Annotated in this window: 20 protein-coding genes; 17 read left to right on the top strand and 3 right to left on the bottom strand. The window is 74.3% G+C overall.

Annotation, left to right across the window (positions count from 1 at the left end):
• The first annotated feature begins 9 nt into the window (after positions 1–9).
• Positions 10–1245, top strand: coding sequence for a DUF349 domain-containing protein (locus tag DMH08_RS17355; RefSeq protein WP_026404178.1), 1236 nt, complete (start codon positions 10–12; stop codon positions 1243–1245).
• A gap of 81 nt (positions 1246–1326) precedes the next feature.
• Here DMH08_RS17355 and DMH08_RS17350 read toward each other — a convergent pair whose 3' ends face one another.
• The 3 genes from DMH08_RS17350 to DMH08_RS17340 form a co-directional block, all read right to left on the bottom strand.
• Positions 1327–2067 (bottom strand): DUF305 domain-containing protein, encoded by a 741-nt coding sequence (locus DMH08_RS17350; RefSeq protein ID WP_125615787.1) that lies wholly within the window; start codon positions 2065–2067, stop codon positions 1327–1329.
• Entirely contained in the window at positions 2064–2747 is a 684-nt protein-coding gene (locus DMH08_RS17345; RefSeq protein ID WP_084550770.1) for a DUF3105 domain-containing protein, read from the bottom strand. Before DMH08_RS17345 ends, DMH08_RS17350 begins: the two co-directional genes overlap by 4 nt.
• A gap of 103 nt (positions 2748–2850) precedes the next feature.
• Positions 2851–3387 (bottom strand): hypothetical protein, encoded by a 537-nt coding sequence (locus tag DMH08_RS17340; protein ID WP_125615784.1) that lies wholly within the window; start codon positions 3385–3387, stop codon positions 2851–2853.
• A gap of 281 nt (positions 3388–3668) precedes the next feature.
• Between DMH08_RS17340 and DMH08_RS17335 the strand changes: the two genes are divergently transcribed.
• The 16 genes from DMH08_RS17335 (at position 3669) to DMH08_RS17260 (ending at position 21714) form a co-directional block, all read left to right on the top strand.
• Positions 3669–5039, top strand: a complete 1371-nt coding sequence (locus DMH08_RS17335; RefSeq protein ID WP_125615805.1) for a replication-associated recombination protein A — start codon at positions 3669–3671, stop codon at positions 5037–5039.
• A gap of 194 nt (positions 5040–5233) precedes the next feature.
• Complete coding sequence (locus DMH08_RS17330) at positions 5234–5665, top strand: DUF948 domain-containing protein (protein WP_026404181.1); 432 nt, start codon at positions 5234–5236, stop codon at positions 5663–5665.
• A complete protein-coding gene (locus tag DMH08_RS17325; protein WP_125615781.1) occupies positions 5662–5982 on the top strand; it encodes a hypothetical protein in 321 nt (106 codons plus the stop codon). Before DMH08_RS17330 ends, DMH08_RS17325 begins: the two co-directional genes overlap by 4 nt.
• A 1-nt stretch (position 5983) precedes the next feature.
• Positions 5984–8653 carry an alanine--tRNA ligase gene (gene alaS / locus DMH08_RS17320; RefSeq protein WP_026404183.1) on the top strand — a complete coding sequence of 890 codons (2670 nt, stop codon included), beginning with the start codon at positions 5984–5986 and terminating at the stop codon, positions 8651–8653.
• 73 nt (positions 8654–8726) lie between these two features.
• On the top strand, positions 8727–9185 hold the full coding sequence (ruvX, locus tag DMH08_RS17315; RefSeq protein ID WP_026404184.1) for a Holliday junction resolvase RuvX: 459 nt from the start codon (positions 8727–8729) through the stop codon (positions 9183–9185).
• Positions 9182–10336, top strand: a complete 1155-nt coding sequence (mltG, locus tag DMH08_RS17310; RefSeq protein WP_125615778.1) for an endolytic transglycosylase MltG — start codon at positions 9182–9184, stop codon at positions 10334–10336. Before ruvX ends, mltG begins: the two co-directional genes overlap by 4 nt.
• 69 nt (positions 10337–10405) lie before the next feature.
• Positions 10406–11248, top strand: a complete 843-nt coding sequence (locus DMH08_RS17305; protein WP_125615775.1) for a shikimate dehydrogenase — start codon at positions 10406–10408, stop codon at positions 11246–11248.
• Between the two features lie 472 nt (positions 11249–11720).
• Entirely contained in the window at positions 11721–12269 is a 549-nt protein-coding gene (gene infC, locus DMH08_RS17300; protein WP_199747850.1) for a translation initiation factor IF-3, read from the top strand.
• Positions 12270–12564: 295 nt separating this feature from the next.
• The gene (gene rpmI, locus DMH08_RS17295) at positions 12565–12759 is read left to right on the top strand and encodes a 50S ribosomal protein L35 (protein WP_026404187.1); all 195 of its coding nucleotides are present in this window, start codon (positions 12565–12567) and stop codon (positions 12757–12759) included.
• A 70-nt stretch (positions 12760–12829) separates the two neighbouring features.
• Positions 12830–13204, top strand: a complete 375-nt coding sequence (gene rplT, locus DMH08_RS17290; RefSeq protein ID WP_026404188.1) for a 50S ribosomal protein L20 — start codon at positions 12830–12832, stop codon at positions 13202–13204.
• Positions 13205–13238: 34 nt separating this feature from the next.
• Entirely contained in the window at positions 13239–14054 is an 816-nt protein-coding gene (locus DMH08_RS17285) for a TrmH family RNA methyltransferase (protein ID WP_125615772.1), read from the top strand.
• A gap of 238 nt (positions 14055–14292) precedes the next feature.
• On the top strand, positions 14293–14736 hold the full coding sequence (locus DMH08_RS17280; RefSeq protein WP_051301129.1) for an STAS domain-containing protein: 444 nt from the start codon (positions 14293–14295) through the stop codon (positions 14734–14736).
• A gap of 199 nt (positions 14737–14935) precedes the next feature.
• On the top strand, positions 14936–16012 hold the full coding sequence (locus DMH08_RS17275) for a sensor histidine kinase (protein WP_125615802.1): 1077 nt from the start codon (positions 14936–14938) through the stop codon (positions 16010–16012).
• Positions 16013–16155: 143 nt separating this feature from the next.
• Positions 16156–17265 (top strand): phenylalanine--tRNA ligase subunit alpha, encoded by a 1110-nt coding sequence (gene pheS, locus DMH08_RS17270; protein WP_026404192.1) that lies wholly within the window; start codon positions 16156–16158, stop codon positions 17263–17265.
• Positions 17265–19745 carry a phenylalanine--tRNA ligase subunit beta gene (pheT, locus tag DMH08_RS17265; RefSeq protein ID WP_125615769.1) on the top strand — a complete coding sequence of 827 codons (2481 nt, stop codon included), beginning with the start codon at positions 17265–17267 and terminating at the stop codon, positions 19743–19745. The genes pheS and pheT overlap by 1 nt, the downstream gene beginning before the upstream one ends.
• Positions 19746–20094: 349 nt before the next feature.
• Entirely contained in the window at positions 20095–21714 is a 1620-nt protein-coding gene (locus tag DMH08_RS17260; RefSeq protein WP_125615766.1) for an ABC-F family ATP-binding cassette domain-containing protein, read from the top strand.
• Positions 21715–21718: the final 4 nt, after the last annotated feature.

Raw genomic sequence — 21718 nt, 5'->3', positions numbered from 1 at the left:
GAGGCAAGGGTGTCCAGCGCGACCGATCCATGGGGCCGGGTGGACGAGGACGGCACCGTCTATGTCAAGACGGCCGACGGCGAACGGGTCGTCGGGTCCTGGCAGGCGGGCGCGCCCGAGGAGGCCCTGGCCTACTACAAACGCAAGTACGACGCGCTCGTCACCGAGATCGGGCTGCTCGAGCAGCGCGTCCGCACGACCGACCTGCAGCCCGCCCAGGCCGAGCAGAGCATCGGCCGGCTGCGCGAGGCGGTGACCGGGGCGAACGCGGTCGGCGACCTCGACGCGCTGGCCCGCCGGCTCGACGGGCTGACCGAGCGGGTCGGCCGGCGCCGCGAGGAGGTCAAGGCGCAGCGCGAGCAGCACCGGCACGAGGCGCGCGAGATCAAAGAGCGCATCGTCGCCGAGGCCGAGCGCATCGCCGCCGAGGAGACCCACTGGAAGAACGGCGGCGAGCGGCTCCGGCAGCTCGTCGAGGAGTGGAAGGCCGCCGACCGCATCGACCGGCCCACCGAGACCGCGCTGTGGAAGCGGCTGTCGTCCGCCCGCAACGCGTTCACCAAGCGCCGCAAGGCGTACTTCGCGACGCTGGACGAGCAGCGGGAGGACGCCCGCCGCGAGAAGGAGCGCCTGGTCGCCGACGCCGAGGCGATGAGCGGCTCCACCGACTGGGGCGAGACCGCCGCGGCCTACCGCGAGCTGATGCGCCGCTGGAAGCTCGCCGGGCGCGCCGCCCGCGACGCCGAAGAGGAGCTGTGGGCCCGCTTCAAGGGCGCGCAGGACACCTTCTTCCAGGCCCGCAGCGCGGCGTTCGCCGAGCGCGACGCCGAGTTCCGCGGGAACGCCGAGGAGAAGGAGAAGATCCTCGCCGAGGCCGAGCGGCTGCTGCCCGTGCGGGACGTCCGGCAGGCCCGGCAGGCGCTGCGGACGGTCCAGGAGCGCTGGGAGGCCGCCGGGATGGTGCCGCGCGACCAGCGCGACCGCCTCGAGGGCCGGCTCCGCAAGATCGAGGAAGCCGTCCGCGCCGCCGAGGAGAACGAGTGGCGGCGCACCAACCCCGAGGCCCGCGCCCGCGCGGAGGCCACGGTCGCGCAGCTGCGCAGCTCCATCGACCAGCTCCAGGGCCGCCTCGACAAGGCCCGCGGCGCCGGCCGCGAGCGGGACGCCAAGGAGGCGGAGGAGGCGCTCACCGCCCGCCGCGCGTGGCTGGAAGAGGCCGAGCGGACCCTCGCCGAGTTCTCCTGACCCCGCGTCGGCCGCAGCACGTACCGTCGGCCCCGCCCCGGGACGTCCCGGAGCGGGGCCGACGGCGTCCGCGGGCGGCGTTCAGCCGGGGCCCCCGGCCGGGGACGCCCCGCGCTCGCGGAGCATCCCCTCCATCAGCGAGATCTCCGACTGCTGCCCGCGGACCATCGTCCGGGCCAGCCGCCGCACCCGCTCGTGACCGGTCAGGCCGAGGACGGCCTCGGCCATCTCCACCCCCGCTCGGTGGTGGGTGGTCATCAGCCGGAGGTACAGCACCTCGGCGTCCCGGCCGGACGCCCGCTCCAGCTCCGCGAGCTGCTCCGGCGTCGCCATCCCGGGCATCCGGCCGGACGCGCCGGACCCCGGCGCGGACCCGCCGCCGTGCCCGCCGTGCCCCGCCATCCAGCGCATCCGGCCGCCCGGATCCGCCTTCGGCAGCTCCCACTCGTCCAGCCAGGCCGTCATCATGCCGATCTGCTGCGACTGGGTGTTGGCGATGTCGTAGGCGAGCAGGCGCACGTCCGCGTCGCCGGTGCGGTCCCGCACGATGAACGACATCTGCACCGCCTGGGCGTGGTGGACGCTCATGTCCCGCGCGAACCCGGCCTCGGGCCCGTCGGTGCCCGGCCGTCCCGACCGCAGCGCGGCCAGCCCGGCGAGGGCGACCGCGCCCACGAGCACGGCGACGGCGAGGACGACGGTGACCCGGCGCCCCCGCCCGCCGCCCGACGCGCCCCCGGACGGAACCCCGTCGGTCCCGTCGGCCGCGCCGGACGGGACGTCGTCCGGTCCGGCGCGGCCGTCGTCGTCTCCGGGCGTCACGCGGTGGCCTTGGCGCCGGTGCACGCGGCGCCCGGCTCGGGGGTCTGCGGGCCCTTCACGAACGCCTTGAGGAACTCGTCGAGGCGGGCGTCGCCGGCGTCCTGGAGGTCGAGCTGGTTGCCCCAGGCGGTGAGCGTGATGGGGGCGTCCTGGGCCGCGTACGGGCTCATGAACGTATAGCTCGTCGACTCGACCTTCTCCCGCAGCGCCTCGACCTGCTCCGCGGCGAGCCCCGGCCGGTAGGTGATCCAGACCGAGCCGTGCTCCAGGGAGTGGACGGCGTTCTCGTTGCGCAGTTCCCGGTCGTAGACGACGCCGTCGCAGTTCTGCCACACCGGGTCGTGGTCGCCGCCCATCGGCGGGTCGGTCTCGTAGTCGACGCTCGCCCGGGTGTGCTCGCTGCCGAGGTCGTCGTTGGTGACCACGCCGGCGATGGACGCGCCGCCGTCCGACGACGACCTCGTCTGCAGGAAGGCGTAGGTGACGGCGACGACCGCGACGAGGCCGATCACGGTGAAGAAGGCGATGCCGCCCCAGGGCACCTCCCGCTGCGTCAGGGCGTTCTTCTTCGCGGTCCTGCTCCTGTTCCCGGCGGCGTTGTTCCTGGGGGCGCCGCTCTTCACGGGGCCGCTCTTGGCGGCACTGCTTCGGGCGTTCTTGTTCCGGGCGCTCTTGGACATGAGAGCGGTCCTCTCGAGGGTGGTTCGGCTGATCGGGGAGACGGAGGCCCCGCCGTACCGCCTCGGCGGCGGGCACGGCGCGGCGGCCTGGACGGCCGGTCTCCTACAGCCGGAGCACCTGGAGCGCGGAGAGGGAGGGGGCGGCGAGCGCCGCGCCCGGGGGCCGGTTCGGGACGCGGCCGGAGCGGGCGGGCAGCCGCAGGAACGGGCGGCGGGCGGCGCCCGCCAGCACGAGGGCCATCAGCGTCAGCAGCACCGCCAGGCACAGGCAGACGTCCCCCGGCGAGGGGCCGGGCATGTCGGACGGCGTCGGTGCCGCGTGCGCGACCGCCACAGGACCGCCGAGAACCCCAGGGGCGGGGCCGGACACGGCATCGGACCCGAGACCGGACGCCGGACCCGGCGCGGCACCGGACGCGTCGCCCGGTACGGCCGACGCGCCGCCCGAGGAGCCGCCGGGCGCCGCGGCGGCGGCCGCGACCGGCGCGCTCACCGCGTGCTCGGTGCAGATCCGCATCGGCGGAGCGTGGCCGAGCCCGTACCCGGCCACCAGCCCGGCCACGACGAACAGGGCCACGAGCAGGCCGGCGAGCCCGCTCCGCCTGTTCGCCCGCGCCCGGGCCGTCCTCGTCTCGGTCACTTTCCCGCTTTCTCCTCCGGGGCGTTTCAACGCGCCCGCCCGCCTCCCGGTTCCCGCAGGAGCGGGCGGATCGGCGCGCCCCCTGGGAGAGATAATGTCGGAGCGTGACCAGCAGGGCGGAATCGGGCCAAGCGGAAAGCCTGTTCGACGATCCGGCGCTCACGGGCGGCGCCCGCGGCGACACGGCGGGTGACGCTCGCGGCGGGCCGGCCGCGTCCGGGGCCGCCGCGCCGGCGGCCGGCCCCGGCGGGCGGGCGGACGGGCAGCCGCTCGCCGTGCGCATGCGGCCGCGCGGCCTCGACGAGGTCGTCGGGCAGGGCCACCTGCTCGGTCCCGGCACCCCGATCCGGCAGCTCGTCGACCGGGACGCCCCCATGTCGCTCGTCCTGTGGGGCCCGCCCGGCACCGGCAAGACCACCCTCGCCACGGTCGTCAGCCACGTCACCTCCCGCCGCTTCGTGGAGGTGTCCGCCGTCAGCGACGGCGTCAAGCGGGTCCGCGCCGAGATCGACCTGGCGCGCCGCGAGCTCGGCATGACCGGACGGCAGACCGTCCTGTTCGTCGACGAGGTGCACCGCTTCAACAAGGCCCAGCAGGACGCCCTCCTCCCGGCCGTGGAGAACCGGTGGGTGTCGTTCATCGGCGCGACCACCGAGAACCCCTTCTTCTCGGTGATCAGCCCGCTGCTGTCGCGGTCGCTGCTGCTCACGCTGGAGCCGCTCGGCGACGACGCGCTGCGCGAGGTCGTGGGCCGGGCGATCGCCGAGGAGCGCGGCCTCGGCGGCTCCGTCCGCCTCGACCCCGCCGCCGAGGACCACCTCGTCCGCCTCGCGGGCGGCGACGCGCGCCGGGCCCTCACCTACCTGGAGGCCGCCGCCCTCGTCGTCGACCGGGGCGGCGCGAAGACCGGCGGCTCGGAGACCGGCGACGCGGAGGAAGAAAACGCGGAGACCGACGCGGGGGGCGGCGACGCGGAGGACGGCGGCGACGCGGCCGCGGACGTCCCGGTGATCGACCCCGACGTGCTCGAGCGGGCGGTCGACCGCGCGGCCGTCCGCTACGACCGCGAGGGCGACCAGCACTACGACGTCATCAGCGCGTTCATCAAGAGCATCCGCGGCAGCGACGTGGACGCCGCGCTGCACTACCTCGCCCGGATGATCGAGGCCGGGGAGGACCCCCGGTTCATCGCCCGGCGGCTGATCGTGCACGCCAGCGAGGACGTCGGGATGGCCGACCCGACCGCCCTGCAGACGGCGGTGGCGGCGGCGCAGGCCGTCGAGTTCGTCGGCCTGCCCGAGGCGCGGATCAACCTCGCGCAGGCGGTGATCCACCTCTCCCTGGCCCCCAAGTCCAACGCGGTGATCGCGGCGGTGGACGGGGCGCTCAGCGACGTCCGCAAGGGGCTGGCCGGCCCCGTCCCCGCCCATCTGCGGGAAGCCCACTACAAGGGCGCCGCCCAGCTCGGGCACGGGAAGGGCTACAAGTACGCGCACGACCACCCCGGCGGCGTCGTCCGCCAACAGTACGCGCCCGACGCGGTGCACGGCCGGGAGTACTATCGCCCGACCCGGCACGGCGCCGAGTCCCGCTTCACCGAGGTCCTCGCGCGCATCCGCTCGGTGCTGCGGGGGAGCGGCGACCGGAGTTGAGACCGCCCCGCGCAGCGGTGCGCCCGGCAACGGGCGCCCGATCCCGATAATCTTGGGCGGGACGCCCCGGGCGCGGGGTCCGCGCCGCGGGGGGCCGGACCGGACGGCCCGGTAGGGTCGGTCGGCATGCCGGCCGGCGCGGTCCGGCCGCAAGCCCGGCCCCGGGCCGAACACACAGCGAACGGAAAGCCCTGATGCTCACTGGTGGACAGGTTGCCGGCCTCATCGTGGCCGTGTTCTGGGCGGTGCTCGTCGCGTTCGTCGCGCTCACGCTGCTGAAGCTCGCCCGGCTCCTCGACGAGGCCGGCAAGGTCGTCCGCGACCTGGGCGAGCAGGCGGGACCGCTGCTGGACGACATGACGCGCACGGTCAGGCGGGCCGACGAGCAGCTCGCCCGCACCGACGTGATCACCAAGCAGGCCGCCTCCGTCACCCAGAACGTCTCCGCCGTCACCACCGTCATGACGTCGGTGGTCGGCGGTCCGCTGGTGAAGGCCGCCGCGTTCTCCTACGGGGTCCGCAAGGCCATCGGCAACCGGGAGGGCGAGGGACGGCCCGCCGACTCGGGGCGGCCGCGGCTGGAGTCGGGCCGCGGGGCCCGCAAGAGCGGAAGGGGACGCAGGTGAAGCGGCTGTTCTGGCTCTCGGTCGGCGCGGGCGCCGGCGTCTACGCCACGCACCGCGTCAAGCGGCGCGTCGAGCGGTTCGCGCGCTCGCTGACCCCGGAGAGCGTCGCGGCGCGCGCGGTCGCCGGCGGGCAGGGCGCGGGCGAGCGGCTGAAGCTGTTCGCCGCGGACGTCCGCACCGAGATGCAGGCCCGCGAGGAGGAACTGCGCGAGGCCGTCCGCATGGACCAGGCCCCGCCCGAGCAGGACGACGCCAGGCCCGCCCGGGTGCTGCGCGGGCGGTACACGATCATCGATGACGACAAGGATGGCCACTGATATGGAGTCGGCAGAGGTCGCACGCCGCTTCCTCAAGTTCTTCGAAGAGCGCGGGCACACGGTGGTGCCGTCGGCCAGCCTGATCGCCGAGGACCCCACGCTGCTGCTGGTCAACGCCGGCATGGTCCCGTTCAAGCCGTACTTCCTCGGCCAGCGGACGCCGCCCTCGCAGCGGATGACCAGCGCCCAGAAGTGCGTGCGGACCCCCGACATCGAAGAGGTCGGCAGGACCACCCGGCACGCCACCTTCTTCCAGATGCTGGGCAACTTCTCCATCGGGGACTACTTCAAGGAGCAGGCGATCCCGTTCGCCTGGGAGCTGCTGACGCGCCCGCGCGAGGACGGCGGGTTCGGGTTCCCCGAAGAGAAGCTGTGGGTGACCGTCTTCGAGAACGACGACGAGGCCCGCGACATCTGGCACGACAAGGTCGGCGTCCCCCTCGACCGCATCCAGCGGCGCGGCATGGAGGACAACTTCTGGTCGATGGGCGTGCCGGGCCCCTGCGGTCCCTGCTCGGAGATCTACTACGACCGCGGCCCCGAGTACGGCCGCGAGGGCGGCCCCGTCGCCGACGAGGACCGCTACCTCGAGGTGTGGAACCTCGTCTTCATGCAGTTCGAGCGCGGCCCCGGGGAGAGCAAGACCGACTTCCCGATCCTCGGCGACCTGCCCGCCAAGAACATCGACACCGGCATGGGCCTGGAGCGCATGGCGGCGATCCTGCAGGGCGTCGACAACATCTACGAGACCGACACCCTGTGGCGCGTCCTCGACCGCGCCGCCGGGCTGACCGGCGCGCGCTACGGCCGCGACCACCGCGCGGACGTGTCGCTGCGCGTCATCGCCGACCACGTCCGCAGCGGCACGATGATGGTCGCCGACGGCATCCGCCCCGGCAACGAGGGCCGCGGCTACGTGCTGCGCCGCATCCTGCGCCGCTCCATCCGCAACCTCCGGCTCCTCGGCGGCGAGGACGCCGGGCTGATGCACGAGCTGACCGCCGTCGCGGTCGCCGCGATGGGCGAGCAGTACCCCGAGCTCGTCCGCACCGCCGCGAACATCCACGCGGTCATCGACGCCGAGGAGGACTCGTTCCTCCAGACGCTGCGCACCGGCACCGCCATCTTCGACACCGCGGTCGCCGAGACCAAGAAGTCCGGTGGCGCCGCACTGGCCGGCGACCAGGCGTTCAAGCTGCACGACACCTACGGCTTCCCCATCGACCTCACCCTGGAGATGGCCGCCGAGCAGGGGCTCCGAGTCGACGAGGACGGCTTCCGCCGGCTCATGCAGGAGCAGCGGGACCGCGCCAAGAAGGACGCCCGCGACAAGAAGACCGGCAACCTCGACGTGTCCGTGCTCGACTCGCTGCTGACCGGCGCGGGCGGGCAGGTCGACTTCACCGGCTACACCGACATCGTCGGCGAGGCCCGCCTCGTCGGCCTGCTGATCAACGGGGCCGGCGCGCAGGCGGCCGGCGAGGGCACCGACGTCGAAGTCGTCCTCGACCGCACCCCCTTCTACGCCGAGGGCGGCGGCCAGCTCGCCGACCACGGCGTGATCCGGCTCGGCAGCGGCGCCGTCATCGACATCACCGACGTGCAGTCGCCGCTGCCGGGACTGATCGTGCACCGCGGCCGCGTCCGCAGCGGCGAGGCGCAGGCCGGCGACTCCGCGTTCGCCGAGATCGACGTCGAGCGGCGCCGCGCGATCTCCCGCTCGCACAGCGCGACCCACATGGTCCACGCCGGGTTCCGCCGCGCGCTCGGCGAGTCCGCCGCGCAGGCCGGGTCGGAGAACTCGCCCGGCCGCTTCCGGTTCGACTTCACCGCGACCGGCGCCGTCCCGGAGAGCGTGCTGCGCGACGTCGAGGACGAGGTCAACGAGGTCCTGGTCGGCGACCACGACGTCCGCGCCTTCCACACCTCGATCGACGAGGCCCGCGCCATGGGCGCCCTCGCCCTGTTCGGCGAGAAGTACGGCGACGAGGTGCGCGTCGTCGAGATCGGCGACTACTCCCGCGAGCTGTGCGGCGGCACCCACGTCGCCCGCTCCGGCCAGCTCGGCCTGGTCAAGGTGCTCGGCGAGTCGTCGATCGGCGCCGGCGTCCGGCGCGTCGAGGCCCTCGTCGGCATCGACGCGTTCCGCTTCCTCGCCCGCGAGAACGTCCTCGTCGCGCAGCTCGCCGAGCAGCTCAAGACCCGCAAGGAGGAGCTGCCGGAGCGCGTCGCCGGCATCGTGACCCGGCTGCGGGACGCCGAGAAGGAGCTCGAGCGGCTGCGCGCCGCCCAGGTGCTGCAGATCGCTGGGTCCCTCGCCGAGGGCGCCCGCGACCTCGGCGGGACCGCGTTCGCCGCGCACCGCGCCCCCGACGGCACCGGCGCCGACGACCTGCGCAAGCTCGCCGTGGACGTGCGGGGCCGGCTCGCCGCCCGCCCGGCCGTCGTCATGATCGCGGGCGTGCCCAAGGACCGTCCCGTCGTGGTCGTCGCGGTCACCGAGGGCGCCCGCGAGCGCGGCCTGAAGGCCGGCGCGCTCGTCGGGCTCGCCGCCAAGGCGCTCGGCGGCGGCGGAGGCGGCAAGGACGACCTCGCGCAGGGCGGCGGCGCCGACCCGTCCGCCGTGGACGCCGCGATCACCGCGGTCGAACGCGCCGTAGGGGCCGCGTGATCCCCGCAGTCGGGGGTAAAGGGCTTCCGGGGGACCCGGATCGGCGGATCCGGAACCGGACGGGAGCCGGGCGGTGAGGCCGGGGGTGCGCCTCGCCGTCGACGTCGGCAGCGTCCGCGTGGGCGTGGCGCGCTGCGATCCCCGCGGCGTCCTCGCCTCCCCGCTGGAGACCGTGAAAAGCGGGAAGGGGGACGTCGACCGGGTCGTGGAGCTCGCCGGAGAGCACGAGGCCGTCGAGGTCGTCGTCGGGCTGCCCACCACGCTGGCGGGCCGGGAGGGCCCGGCGGCGGAGGCGGCGCGCGCGTTCGCGCGCCGCCTCGCGGGGCGGCTGCCCGACGGCGCGGTGCGGCTGTACGACGAACGCCTCACGACCGTGACGGCGGAGAGCGGCCTGCGCGCGGGGGGCGTGCGCGGGAAGGCCCGCCGCAAGGTCGTCGACCAGGCGGCGGCGGCGGTGCTGCTCCAGGCGGCACTTGACGCGGAACGGTTGACTGGGCGTCCCCCAGGCGAGATCGTCCGGGGAAGCTCATGAACGATTTGGACCTTTTCTCAGAACCGCAGGACGGCCGGCAGGGCCGTCCCGCCGGACGCCGCGACCAGCGGCGCCAGCGCAAGGGGCAGAAACGGCGCCGCCGCAACGGCCGCGCGGCGGTGTTCTTCGCGCTCGCGTTCCTGGTGGCGGTCTTCGGCACCGCCGGTGTCCTCGGTGTCGCCGTGCTCGACAACCGGCTCAACCCGCCGGACTACGACGGCGCGGGCAGCGGGAGTGTCACGGTCCAGGTGACCGAGGGCGCCAGCGGCACGGTGATCGCGGCCGCGCTGGAGGAGCACGGGGTCGTCCAGAGCGCCCGCGCGTTCCTGAAGGTGTGGAACGCCGAGACGCGCTCGTCCAGCATCCAGCCCGGCTTCTACCAGATGCGGCGGAAGATGTCGTCGAAGGCGGCCATGGCGCTGCTGCTGGACCCCAAGGCCCGGTCGGGCAACCAGATCACCATCCCCGAGGGACGCCGCGCCTACGAGACGTACGAGCTGCTCTCGAAGAAGACGGGCATCCCCATGGAGGAGTTCGAGGCCGCGGGGAAGAACACCGAGAACCTCGGGCTGCCCGAGTACGCCGGCGGGAAGGTCGAGGGCTACCTCTTCCCCGGCCGCTACAACCTCGACCCGAACGGCTCGGCGGAGGACATCCTCAAGCAGATGGTGGCGCGGTTCGTCCAGTACGCGGAGTCCAGCGGGCTGGAGGCCAAGGCCGAGGAGGCCGACCTCGAGCCGGCGAAGGTCGTCACGCTGGCGAGCCTGGTGCAGGCCGAGGGCGGCAAGCCGTCCGACCTGCCCAAGATCTCCCGGGTGATCTACAACCGGATCAAGATCGGCATGAAGCTGCAGTTCGACACGACCCTCCTCTACGCGCTCAAGGACCGGCGGCTGGCGGTGAGCGTGGCGGACACGAAGATCGACTCGCCGTACAACACGTACAAGCACGCGGGGCTGACGCCGGGGCCGATCTCGAACCCGGGCGAGGCGGCGATCGATGCGGCGCTGAACCCGGAGGAGGGGGAGTGGCTCTACTTCGTCGCCACCGACCCCACCAACAAGGTCACCAAGTTCGCCGAGACGTGGCAGGAGCACCAGGCGAACGAGCGGGAGTTCGAGGAGTGGCAGAGCCGGAACCCCGGCAACTGACCCGACCCGCTCGGCACAGGGCCGCCCGGCGGGACCGCCGGGCGGCCCGGTCGTCGTGAAGGAGGAGATGTGAGCGACTCCGGTCGCCCCGGCCGCCGCGCGGCCGTGCTCGGATCGCCGATCGCGCACTCGCTGTCCCCGGTGCTGCACCGGGCGGCGTACGCGGCGATGGGACTGGACGGCTCGTGGACGTACGAGGCGGTGGAGTGCGGCGAGGCGGAGCTGGCCGGCTTCCTCGGCGGGCTCGGGCCCGAGTGGGCCGGGCTGTCGCTGACGATGCCGCTCAAGCGCGTCGCGCTCGACCTCGCCGACTCGGTGAGCGACCTCGCGGCCGGGGTCGGCGGCGCCAACACGCTCGTCCTGCGGGACGGGCGCCGCCACGCCGACAACACCGACGTCCACGGCATCGTCGCGGCGCTCGCCGAGGCGGGCATCGCCGCGCCCGCGTCCGCGCTCGTGCTGGGCGGCGGCGCCACCGCCGCGTCCGCGCTCGCCGCGCTGGCGCGGCTCGGCACCGCCGAGGCCGTCCTCGCCGTCCGCGCCCCGGAGCGCGCCGCCGGAACGGCCGCGGTAGGGGAGCGGTTCGGGCTGGCGGTCAAGGCCGTGCCGCTCGACCGGGTCCGCGACCACCTCCCGGCGCAGCTGGTGGTGTCGACGCTGCCCGGCCGCGCCGCGGACGCGTTCGCCGCACCGGTCGCCGCGTCCGGCGCGGCCCTGTTCGACGTCGTCTACGCGCCGTGGCCGACCGCGCTCGCGGCGGCCGTCGAACGGGCGGGCGGCACGGTCGTCGGCGGGTTCCCGATGCTGCTGCACCAGGCCGTCCGGCAGGTCGCGCTGATGACCGGCCGCGACGACGTCCCGGTGGAGGCGATGCGCGCCGCCGGCGAGGCCGAGCTGGCCCGCCGCGGCTGACCGTCCGGAGCCGGCAACCGGCGCGGCGGGGCGCGCCCCGCGGGAATGCGGGCGGTCCCCCGGCGGTTGACGGTGATGACGCCGGTGATCGGCGTACCCACTCGACGCCCGGCCCGTCCGCCGCTCCGCCGTCGGCGCGGCGAACGCGGCGGCCGGATCGCCGGTCGTGCCCACGGACGCCTCCGACGGTGGTAGTCTTGGAGGCCGACCGGCCCTGTGCACGCGACCCGTCCAGGTTGCGCGCGCCGGGCGCTCAAGCGGAGGCCATCTCCCACCTGACCGGCCGAAAGGGCCGGTGGGTAACGGTCCGGCGAACGGGCGCGCAGCGTCCGCTCCGCCGTCGTCCCCGGACGGTCGTCCGTTCCGGGGAGACCGAAGGTGGCCCCGTATGCGAGTCGTGCGGGGCTTTTCTCATGGGAAGCCTCGGGGTACGACCGGTCCCAGAACTTGAGAACGGCCCCAAGGAGGTCCCATCAGCGCCGAACCGCGTATCAACGACCGCATTCGCGTGCCCGAGGTCCGGCTCGTCGGCCCGAACGGCGAACAGGTGGGCATCGTGCCCATCGCCAAGGCCCTTGAACTCGCGCGCGAGTCGGACCTCGACCTCGTCGAGGTGGCGCCCACCGCGCGTCCGCCCGTCGCGAAGCTCATGGACTACGGCAAGTTCAAGTACGAGTCCGCGATGAAGGCCCGTGAGGCGCGGAAGAACCAGGCGCACACGGTCATCAAGGAGATCAAGCTCCGCCCGAAGATCGACCCGCACGACTACGAGACCAAGAAGGGTCACGTGGTGCGGTTCCTGAAGGCCGGGGACAAGGTGAAGGTCACGATCATGTTCCGTGGTCGTGAGCAGTCCCGCCCGGAGCTGGGGCGCCGCCTCCTGCAGCGGCTGGCCGACGACGTCGAGGAGCTCGGCTTCGTCGAGTCGCGGCCCAAGCAGGACGGTCGGAATATGATCATGGTGATCGGTCCGCACAAGAAGAAGACCGCGCGCGGGCAGGAAGAGTCCGGCACCGCCTGACGGCGACCGGGCGCCACGCCTGAACGCGGCGCACGGCCCGGCCCCGGCCGGGCCGCCGCCGGGGAGTCCGGGGGGCGTCTCCCCCGAGAAGAACCGGCCCGGGCCTGCCTCCACGGCGGGCCCGAACCATGGCCTCGCGTTCGCGCGGGACCGTCACGCACGTACATTGACGCCTGACCAGGCGCGTCACACGGAACGCGGGCGCGGACCACGCCCGCGCCGCCGTGCGGTGCGCCGATCAGGCACGCCTCCGTGCCGCCGCACGGAGGCCGGAACGAGGGAGACGACGGCGACCATGCCGAAGACGAAGACCCACAGCGGTGCCAAGAAGCGGTTCAAGCTGACCGGCTCCGGCAAGGTGATGCGCCGCCGCGCCAACAAGAACCACCTGCTCGAGCACAAGCCGTCCAAGCGGACCCGCCGCCTCGACGGCCCGGCGGTCGTGGCCGACGCCGACGCCAAGAACATCAAGAAGCTGCTGCGCAAGTAGCACTCGACCGGCAACATCAGCGACCGGCCGGGTCCAGACGGGCCCCGGCCCCCACGAAGGAGTTCAGCACGTGGCACGCGTGAAGCGGGCGGTCAACGCCGCCAAGAAGCGTCGGGTCGTCCTTGAGCGGTCGAGCGGCTACCGCGGCCAGCGGTCGCGCCTGTACCGCAAGGCCAAGGAGCAGCAGCTCCACTCGATGACCTACGCCTTCCGGGACCGCAAGGACCGCAAGGGCCAGTTCCGCCGGCTGTGGATCCAGCGCATCAACGCCGCCGCCCGCGCCAACGGGATCACCTACAACCGGTTCATCCAGGGCCTGAAGGCCGCGGAGATCGAGGTCGACCGGCGCATGCTGGCCGAGCTGGCCGTCAACGACGCCGCCGCGTTCGCCGCGCTCGTCCAGGTGGCCAAGGACGCCCTCCCCGCCGAAGGGAAGGCCGCCTGAGCCGGGCCGCCGGCGACAAGGCGAACACAGCGATATGGCGGGCCGCGAGCTGACCTCCCTGCGATCACCACGGGTGAAGTCCGCTCGGCGGCTCGCCAAGCGCGCGTTCCGCCGCCGCGAGCGCCGGTTCCTCGCCGAGGGGCCGCAGGCGGTGCGGGAGGCGCTGCAGATCCCGGGCGGACTCGCCGAGCTCTACACCACCGCCGAGGCCGAGACCCGGCACCACGAACTCGTCCTCGCCGCCGAACGCGCCGGAGTCCCGGTGCTGCGGGTGAGCGGCGAGGTCATGGCCGAACTCGCCCAGACGGTCACCCCCCAGGGGCTGCTCGCCGTCTGCGAGTTCATCGACGTCCCCCTGGCCCGCGCGCTGGAGACGGGGCCCCGGCTCGTCACCGTGCTCGCGCACGTCCGCGACCCGGGCAACGCCGGCACCGTCCTGCGCACCGCCGACGCGGCCGGGTCGGACTCCGTCGTCTTCACCGACGCCTCCGTCGACCCCTACAACGGCAAGTGCGTGCGCGCCTCCGCGGGCAGCCTGTTCCACCTGCCGGTCGTCGTCGGGCCCCGCTTCGAGGACCTGATCGGCGAGTTCAAGAACGCCGGTCTCACGGTCCTGGCGGCGGACGGCGCCGGGGACCGCACCCTCGACGCCGCGATCGACGACGGCGTCCTCGCGCGGCCCACCGCCTGGGTGTTCGGCAACGAGGCGTGGGGGCTGCCCGACGAGATCCTCCAGCACGTCGACGAGGTCGTGCGCGTCCCGATCTACGGACGCGCCGAGAGCCTCAACCTGGCCACGGCCGCGGCCGTGTGCCTCTACGCGTCCGCGCGCGCGCAGCGCGGAGGCTGACCGGCGGTTGCGTTCCGTGGCCGGTTGGCCGCATGAGGTCGCCGAACCGGCCACGGAACGCCGCTCCGCCTGGGACAATGGTTGCTTCCGTGGACGCGTGGCGGGGGCCCGTCCCGTGCCGGGCCTCGTCCCTGAGGAGGACGAGAAGTCGGACCGGCGAGGGAGTACGAGCGTTCCACCGGATGCCTACTGTGTTGACCAGGCGGCGACGACGCCGTGCGGACTGGGGGCGAACGTGATGACCAAGAACGCGGCCGGACGGGCGGGCAGGCCGGGGCCGGAGATCAGATGCACCGGCACCGCCGTCCTCGCGCCGCCCCGCGACGCGGGCGCCCCGCCGGCGCCGCCCGGTCTGGAGATCGACGTCGCCCGCGTGCACGGCGACACCGCGGTCGTCGCGGTCGCGGGCGAGATCGACCTGCACACCGCCGACACGCTGCGCGCCCGCCTCGTCGCCCTGCACGCCGCGGGCTCGCGCCGCCTCGTCGTCGACTTCGCGGGCGTCGTGTTCTGCGACGCCACCGGCCTCGGCGCGCTCGTGGCCGCGCACAACGAGATCTCCGCCGACGGCGGCCGCATCGTCCTCGCCCGGGTGCGCCCGGCTCAGATCCGCCTGCTCCGCATCACCGGCCTGCACCGCCTCTTCACGCTGCACAACGATCCCGACGAGGCGTGCGTCTGATCACGGACGGGGGTACGTCCGGAGGGTCGCCGGGGGGCGGGCCCGCGCGGCGGCGGCCTCCGGGAAGGCCACAAAAGCCTTGCCTCACGGTCTTTCCCGGGTCCCCGGGGGTGCGGGACTGCCGATAGAGTCGTATCCGACAGGCCGCGTCCCCCTCGGTGTTCTGGAGGCCGCTTTGGGCGGAGAGGAATACCCGCGCGTGGCCGCGCGCGCGCCCGCGCCCGGCTTCGAGCGGGACCCGGCCGACGACCTGCCCGACGGGCTGCTGGTCGCCGACCGCGAGGCGCGGATCGTCACCTTCAACGCCGCCGCCCGGCGCATGACGGGGATCGCCGCGGCGGACGCGATCGGCCGCGACTTCCGCGACGTCCTGCCGCTGCACGACGCCGAGGGCCGCGACTGGTGGAAGTGCCTCGACCCGTACGAGGGGCTGTCCACCCGCACCCGGCACCCCGAGCAGACCCTGTTCCGCCCCGGCGGCGCGGAACTGCTGGTGACGGCCTCTTACCGGCGGGACGCCGAGGGGCGGGTGGAACGATTCACCGTGTGCCTGCGCGACGCGCAGCAGCGCGCGCGGCGCGAGCGCGACCGCGCCGACCTGGTGTCGACCGTCGCGCACGAGCTGCGGTCGCCGCTGACCAGCGTGAAGGGCTTCACCGCGACGCTGCTGGCCAAGTGGCACCGGTTCAACGACGACCAGAAGCGCGTCATGCTGGAGACCGTCAACGCCGACGCCGACCGCGTGACGCGGCTCATCACCGAGCTGCTCGACGTCTCCCGCATCGAGGCGGGCCGGCTGGAGATGCGCCGCCAGGTCGTCGACCTCGCCGAGGAGGTCCGCAAGGTCATCGCCGGACGGGTCGCGGCCGGGGAGCCCGAGGACCGGTTCCGCTTCGAGGTCCGCGGCGAGCTCCCCGAGATGTGGCTCGATCCCGACAAGGTCGACCAGATTCTGGGAAACCTCGTGGAAAACGCGGTGCGGCACGGCGCCGGAACCGTCACAATCGTGGTGGAGCCGGACGCGCACAAGGAGGGGGCCGCCGTGTCGGTGCGGGACGAGGGCGAGGGCATTCCGCCCGAGGCCGTCCAGCGCGTCTTCCGGCAGTTCTGGCGCGGCCCCGGCGGCAACCGCCGCGGCGGTACCGGGCTCGGTCTCTACATCGTGAAGGGCCTCGTCGAGGCGCACGGCGGCGTGATCACCGTGCGGCGCGCGCCCGGCGGCGGCGCCGAGTTCCGATTTACCGTGCCCGCAGGGGCTCCCGACTACGCCGTCTGACGGCGTCCGGAACCGTTCGGAACCGGGCGCGCGGCGACCCGGGGCTCCGGCGGGCCGCGCGGCACGCGCACGCTGACCGGACATCCGCCGCCCGCGCACTAGACTGCGGGCGTCCCACGCCGACCGGAGTCGATCACACAGCCATGTCTGCACCCAATAAGTCCTATGACCCCGTCGAGGTCTCCGCGCTCCAGCCGCAGGAGGTGGAGCGGGCCCGCGACGAGGCCCTCGCCGCCATCGCCGCGGCCGCCGACCTCGACGCCCTCAAGCAGGCCCGCCTGGCGCACGCCGGCGACCGCTCGCCGCTGGCCCTCGCCAACCGCGAGATCGGCGCGCTGCCGCCCGCGGCCCGCGCCGACGCGGGCAAGCGCATCGGCGCCGCCCGCGGCGCCGTCGGGCAGGCGCTCAAGAAGCGCCAGGCCGAACTCGAGGACGAACGCGACCAGCGCGTCCTGGTCGAGGAGACCGTCGACGTCACCCTGCCGTGGAACCGCGCGCCGCGCGGCGCCCGGCACCCGCTGACCACCCTGCAGGAGCGGATGGCGGACGTCTTCGTCTCCATGGGCTTCGAGGTCGCCGAGGGGCCCGAGGTCGAGGCGGAGTGGTTCAACTTCGACGCCCTGAACTTCAAGCCCGACCACCCGGCCCGCACGATGCAGGACACCTTCTTCGTCGAGTCGGAGGAGACCGGGCTGGTCCTGCGCACGCACACCTCCCCGGTGCAGATCCGGTCGCTGCTGTCGCGGGACCTGCCGGTGTACGTGGTGGCGCCGGGGCGCACGTTCCGCACCGACGAGCTGGACGCCACGCACAGCCCCGTCTTCCACCAGCTGGAGGGCCTCGCCGTCGACGAGGGGCTGACGATGGCGGACCTGCGCGGCGGCATCGAGGCGTTCGTCGCCGGGATGTTCGGCGCGGGCCTGGCGACGCGGTTCCGGCCGTCGTACTTCCCGTTCACCGAGCCGTCCGCCGAGGTGGACATGCAGTGCTTCGTGTGCCGGGGCGCGTCCGCCGAGCCCGGCGGCGACCCGTGCCGCACCTGCGGTTCGGAGGGCTGGATCGAGCTCGGCGGCTGCGGCATGGTCAACCCGCGGGTGCTCACGGCCTGCGGCGTCGACCCGGACCGCTACAGCGGCTGGGCGTTCGGGCTGGGCGTCGAGCGGACGCTGATGTTCCGGCACGGCGTGGAGGACATGTACGACATGGTGGAGGGCGACGTCCGGTTCACCCTCCCGTTCGGGATGGAGATCTGATGCGGGCCCCGCTTTCCTGGGTGCGCGAGCACGTCGCGCTGCCGGCGGACGTGACCGGCCGCGACCTGGCCGAGAAGCTGATCGCGGCCGGTCTGGAGGTCGAGACGGTCGAGCGGGCCGGCGCCGACATCACCGGGCCGCTGGTCGTCGGCGAGGTCCTGGCGATCGAGGAGCTGACCGGGTTCAAGAAGCCGATCCGGTACTGCCGGGTGGACGTGGGCGACGCCAACGGCACCGGCGAGCCGCAGAACATCGTGTGCGGGGCGACGAACTTCGCCGTCGGCGACCGCATCGTGGCGATCCTGCCCGGCGGCGTGCTGCCGGGCGGGTTCGCGATCGGCGCGCGCAAGACCTACGGCAAGATGTCCGAGGGCATGATCTGCTCGGTCGGCGAGCTCGGCGTCGGCGACGACCACGGCGGCATCCTGGTGCTGCCGCCGGACGCGCCGGTCGGCGCGGACGCGATCGAGCTGCTCGGGCTCCGCGACGACGTCCTCGACATCGCCGTCACGCCCGACCGCGGCTACGCGCTGTCGATCCGCGGCATCGCCCGCGAGGCCGCGACCGCCTACGGCGTCCCGTTCACCGACCCCGCGGAGATCGAGCTCCCGGCGGCGTCCGGCGAGGCGCACCCGGCGAGCATCGCCGACCCGACCGCCTGCGACCGGTTCGTCCTGCGCGAGGTCCGCGGCTTCGACCCGGACGCGCGGACGCCGATGTGGATGCGGGTCCGGCTGCACCGCGCCGGGATGCGGCCGGTGTCGCTCGCCGTCGACGTCACCAACTACGTGATGCTGGAGCTCGGGCAGCCGCTGCACGCCTTCGACCGGGCCAAGCTCACCGGCCCGATCGTGGTGCGGCGCGCCGCGTCGGGCGAGGTGCTGGAGACCCTCGACCACGTCAAGCGGACGCTGGACCCCGAGGACGTCCTCATCACCGACGAGTCGGGGCCGATCTCGATGGCGGGCGCGATGGGCGGCCTGGCCACCGAGATCGACGACCGGTCGTCCGACATGGTGATCGAGGCCGCGCACTTCGACCCGATCGGCACCGCCCGGATGTGCCGCCGGCACCGGCTGCACAGCGAGGCGTCGCACCGCTTCGAGCGCGGCGTCGACCGCGAGCTGCCGCTGTACGCGTCCTACCGGGCGGCGCGGATGCTCGCCGAACTGGGCGGCGCCGAGGTCCTTCCCGGGGTGACGCACGCCGAGGCGCCCGTCGAGCGGACGACCGTCGCGATGCCCGCCGGGCACCCCGGGCGCGTCGCGGGCGTGCCGTACGGGCGCGACGCCGTCGTGCGGCGGCTGGAGCAGGTCGGCTGCACCGTCGAGGGCGCGGGGGACGAGCTCGCGGTGACGCCGCCGTCGTGGCGTCCCGACCTCGTCGACCCGAACGACCTGGCCGAAGAGGTCATCCGGCTGGAGGGGTACCAGAACATCCCGGTGCGGGCGCCGCGCCCGGCCGCCGGGAAGGGCCTCACCGCCGGGCAGCGGCTGCGCCGCCGCGTCGGCCGCGCCCTCGCCGGCGCCGGGTACGTGGAGGTGCTGAACTTCCCGTTCGTCGCCGAGAAGGACTGGGACGACCTGCACCTGCCGGCCGACGACGCCCGCCGCCGCGCGCTGCGGCTCGCCAACCCGATGTCGGAGCAGGAGCCGCTGCTGCGCACGACGCTGCTGCCGGGCCTGCTGCGGACGCTCGCGCAGAACGCCGGGCGCGGCTTCGGCGACGCGGCCCTGTACGAGCTGGGCGTGGTGTTCCGGCCCGACCCGGACGCGCCGAAGGCCGCGCCGCGCCTCGCGGTGGACCGGGGGCCGACGGCCGAGGAGGTCGCGTCCGTGGAGGCGGCGCTGCCCGACCAGCCGCACCGGGTCGCGGTCGTGCTGTCCGGCGAGCGCGAGGCGTCCGGCTGGTGGGGCGAGGGCCGTCCGGCGCTGTGGGCGGACGCGATCGAGGCCGCCCGCACCGTCGCCCGCGAGGTCGGCGTGGAGCTGACCGTCGCGGCCGACCGGCACGCCCCGTGGCACCCGGGCCGCTGCGCCGCGCTGTACGTCGGCGACGTCCTCGTGGGGCACGCCGGCGAGCTGCACCCGCGCGTCACCAAGGCGTACGGGCTGCCGCCGCGCAGCTGCGCGATGGAGCTGGAGCTGCGCCGCCTCGGCGAGCCGGTCCAGGTCCGCGCGCCGCACGTGTCGACCTACCCGGTCGCGGTGCAGGACGTCGCCCTGGTCGTGGACGACGCCGTCCCCGCGGCGGACGTGGAGGCGGCGCTGCGCGACGGCGCCGGGGAGCTGCTGGAGACGGTCCGGCTGTTCGACGTCTACACCGGCGAGCAGGTCGGGGAGGGCCGCAAGTCGCTGGCCTACTCCCTGCGGTTCCGCGCCGCGGACCGCACGCTGACCGCCGAGGAGGCGTCGGGCGCGCGGGACGCGGCGGTCGCCGCCGCGGCCGACCGCACCGGCGCCGTCCTGCGCGGCGCCTGACGATCGCGCGCCGCCGAAGCGCGGCTGAGGAAACGGCCCGGACCCGCCCCGCGGGTCCGGGCCGTTTTCATCGGCCGCCGCCGGAAACCTTCTTAATGCTACTTGTGTTGCGATAAGCGCTCGGGTAATCTGACCGCGTCACATCGCCGCCCGGTTGGGGAGTCCATTGAGGATCTGAGGTCGCAGGCACCGCGCGACCAGCCGCGCCCGTCATCGGGCCGTCGGCACGCGCATGCGATCTCAGCGGACCCTCGTCCCGGGCTTTCCCATGCCCGCAGGCGCGATGCGCGTTCTCCGCGGTGTCTCCACGTGTCCGGCACACCGAACGACACCACCGGAGGAGCGCCTCTTGTCTCACGCCATCGTCTGCACCGACCTGTCTTTCGCCTGGCCCGACGGGACGACCGTCCTGGACGGCCTCGACGCCGCGTTCGGCGCCGGGCGCACCGGCCTGATCGGCGTCAACGGGGCGGGGAAGTCCACCCTGCTGAAGCTCGTCGCCGGGGAACTGCGGCCGGGCTCGGGCAGCGTCACCGTCGAGGGGGAGGTCGGCTACCTGCCGCAGACCCTCGTCCTCGACGGCTCCGCCACGGTCTCCGATCTGCTCGGCATCAGCGGGACGCGCGCCGCGCTGCACGCCATCGAGCGGGGCGAGGCCACCGAGGCGAACTTCGCGGCCGTCGGCGACGACGGCTGGGACGTCGAGGAGCGGGCCCGCGCCGAGCTGGACCGGCTCGGCCTCGAGGACCTCGGCCTCGACCGGCCCGTCCCGACGCTGTCGGGCGGCGAGGCCATGATGGTCGGGCTCGCCGCGCTGCTGCTCGCCCGTCCCGACGTCCTGCTGCTGGACGAGCCGACCAACAACCTCGACCTGGACGCGCGCCGCCGCCTCTACGACGCGGTCGCGGCCTGGAAGGGCGTGCTGGTCGTCGTCAGCCACGACCGGGAGCTGCTGGACCTGGTCGACGACATCGCCGACCTGCGCGACGGCGGCGTCCGCTCGTTCGGCGGCAACCTGTCCGCCTACGAGGAGCTGCTCGCCGTCGAGAAGGAGGCGGCCGAACGCGCAGTCCGCGCCGCCGAGACCGACCTGCGCCGGCAGAAGCGCGAGCTGGAGGAGGCCCATGTCAAGCTCGCCCGGCGCAAGCGGTACGGCGACAAGATGTACGAGAACAAGCGCGAACCGAAGATCGTGATGGGGGAGCGCAAGCGGCAGGCGCAGGTCGCGGCCGGCAAGCACCGCATCATGCACGAGGAGCGGCTCGCCGACGCCAGAACCCGGCTGGACGAGGCGGAGAGCGCCGTCCGCGAGGACGACGAGATCCGCGTCGAGCTGCCCGCGACGCGCGTCCCGGCGGGGCGCACCGTCGTGACCGTCACCGGGCTGTCCGCGCCCGAGCCGGAGCCCGCGACGCTCACCGAGCTGATCGTCCGGGGCCCGGAACGGATCGGCCTCGTCGGCCCGAACGGCTCCGGCAAGACGACCCTGCTGCGCGCGCTGGTCGGCGAGTCGGCCCCGGACGGGACGACCGTCAAGATCGGCGTCGATGGCGTGCGGTACCTGCCGCAGCGCCTGGATGTCTTGGACGACGCCCTCAGCGTGGTCGACAACGTCCGGGCGCACGCCCCGTCGGCGTCCGTCACGGAGATCCGCTCGGGGCTGGCGCGGTTCCTGTTCCGCGGCGCGCGGGCCGAGCGGCCCGCGGGGACGCTGTCGGGCGGCGAGCGCTTCCGCGCGGTGCTGGCGTCGCTGCTGCTCGCCGAGCCCGCCCCGCGGCTCCTGCTGCTGGACGAGCCGACGAACAACCTCGACATGGCCAGCGCCCGCCAGCTCGCCCAGGCGCTCGCCGCGTACCGGGGCGCGCTCGTCGTGGTCAGCCACGACCTGCCGTTCCTGCGCACGCTGGGCCTCACCCGCTGGCTGCGGATGGACCGCGCGACCGGCCTGACGGAGGTGGAACCGGAGTGATCCG

Origin of the sequence: Actinomadura sp. WAC 06369 (assembly GCF_003947565.1) — a bacterium.
Taxonomy (GTDB): domain Bacteria; phylum Actinomycetota; class Actinomycetes; order Streptosporangiales; family Streptosporangiaceae; genus Spirillospora; species Spirillospora rifamycini.
Note: the sequence above shows the minus strand (reverse complement) of the source record. Positions and strands in the feature narration are given on the sequence as shown.

Bases quoted from the DNA above. Each gene is read 5' to 3' on its own strand.
- DMH08_RS17280 (WP_051301129.1), top strand. From the start codon at position 14,293: ATGACCAAGAACGCGGCCGGACGGGCGGGCAGGCCGGGGCCGGAGATC.
- DMH08_RS17330 (WP_026404181.1), top strand. From the start codon at position 5,234: ATGCTCACTGGTGGACAGGTTGCCGGCCTCATCGTGGCCGTGTTCTGG.
- DMH08_RS17285 (WP_125615772.1), top strand. From the start codon at position 13,239: ATGGCGGGCCGCGAGCTGACCTCCCTGCGATCACCACGGGTGAAGTCC.
- DMH08_RS17345 (WP_084550770.1), bottom strand. From the start codon at position 2,747: ATGTCCAAGAGCGCCCGGAACAAGAACGCCCGAAGCAGTGCCGCCAAG.
- pheT (WP_125615769.1), top strand. From the start codon at position 17,265: ATGCGGGCCCCGCTTTCCTGGGTGCGCGAGCACGTCGCGCTGCCGGCG.
- rpmI (WP_026404187.1), top strand. From the start codon at position 12,565: ATGCCGAAGACGAAGACCCACAGCGGTGCCAAGAAGCGGTTCAAGCTG.
- mltG (WP_125615778.1), top strand. From the start codon at position 9,182: ATGAACGATTTGGACCTTTTCTCAGAACCGCAGGACGGCCGGCAGGGC.
- DMH08_RS17335 (WP_125615805.1), top strand. From the start codon at position 3,669: ATGCGGCCGCGCGGCCTCGACGAGGTCGTCGGGCAGGGCCACCTGCTC.
- pheS (WP_026404192.1), top strand. From the start codon at position 16,156: ATGTCTGCACCCAATAAGTCCTATGACCCCGTCGAGGTCTCCGCGCTC.
- alaS (WP_026404183.1), top strand. From the start codon at position 5,984: ATGGAGTCGGCAGAGGTCGCACGCCGCTTCCTCAAGTTCTTCGAAGAG.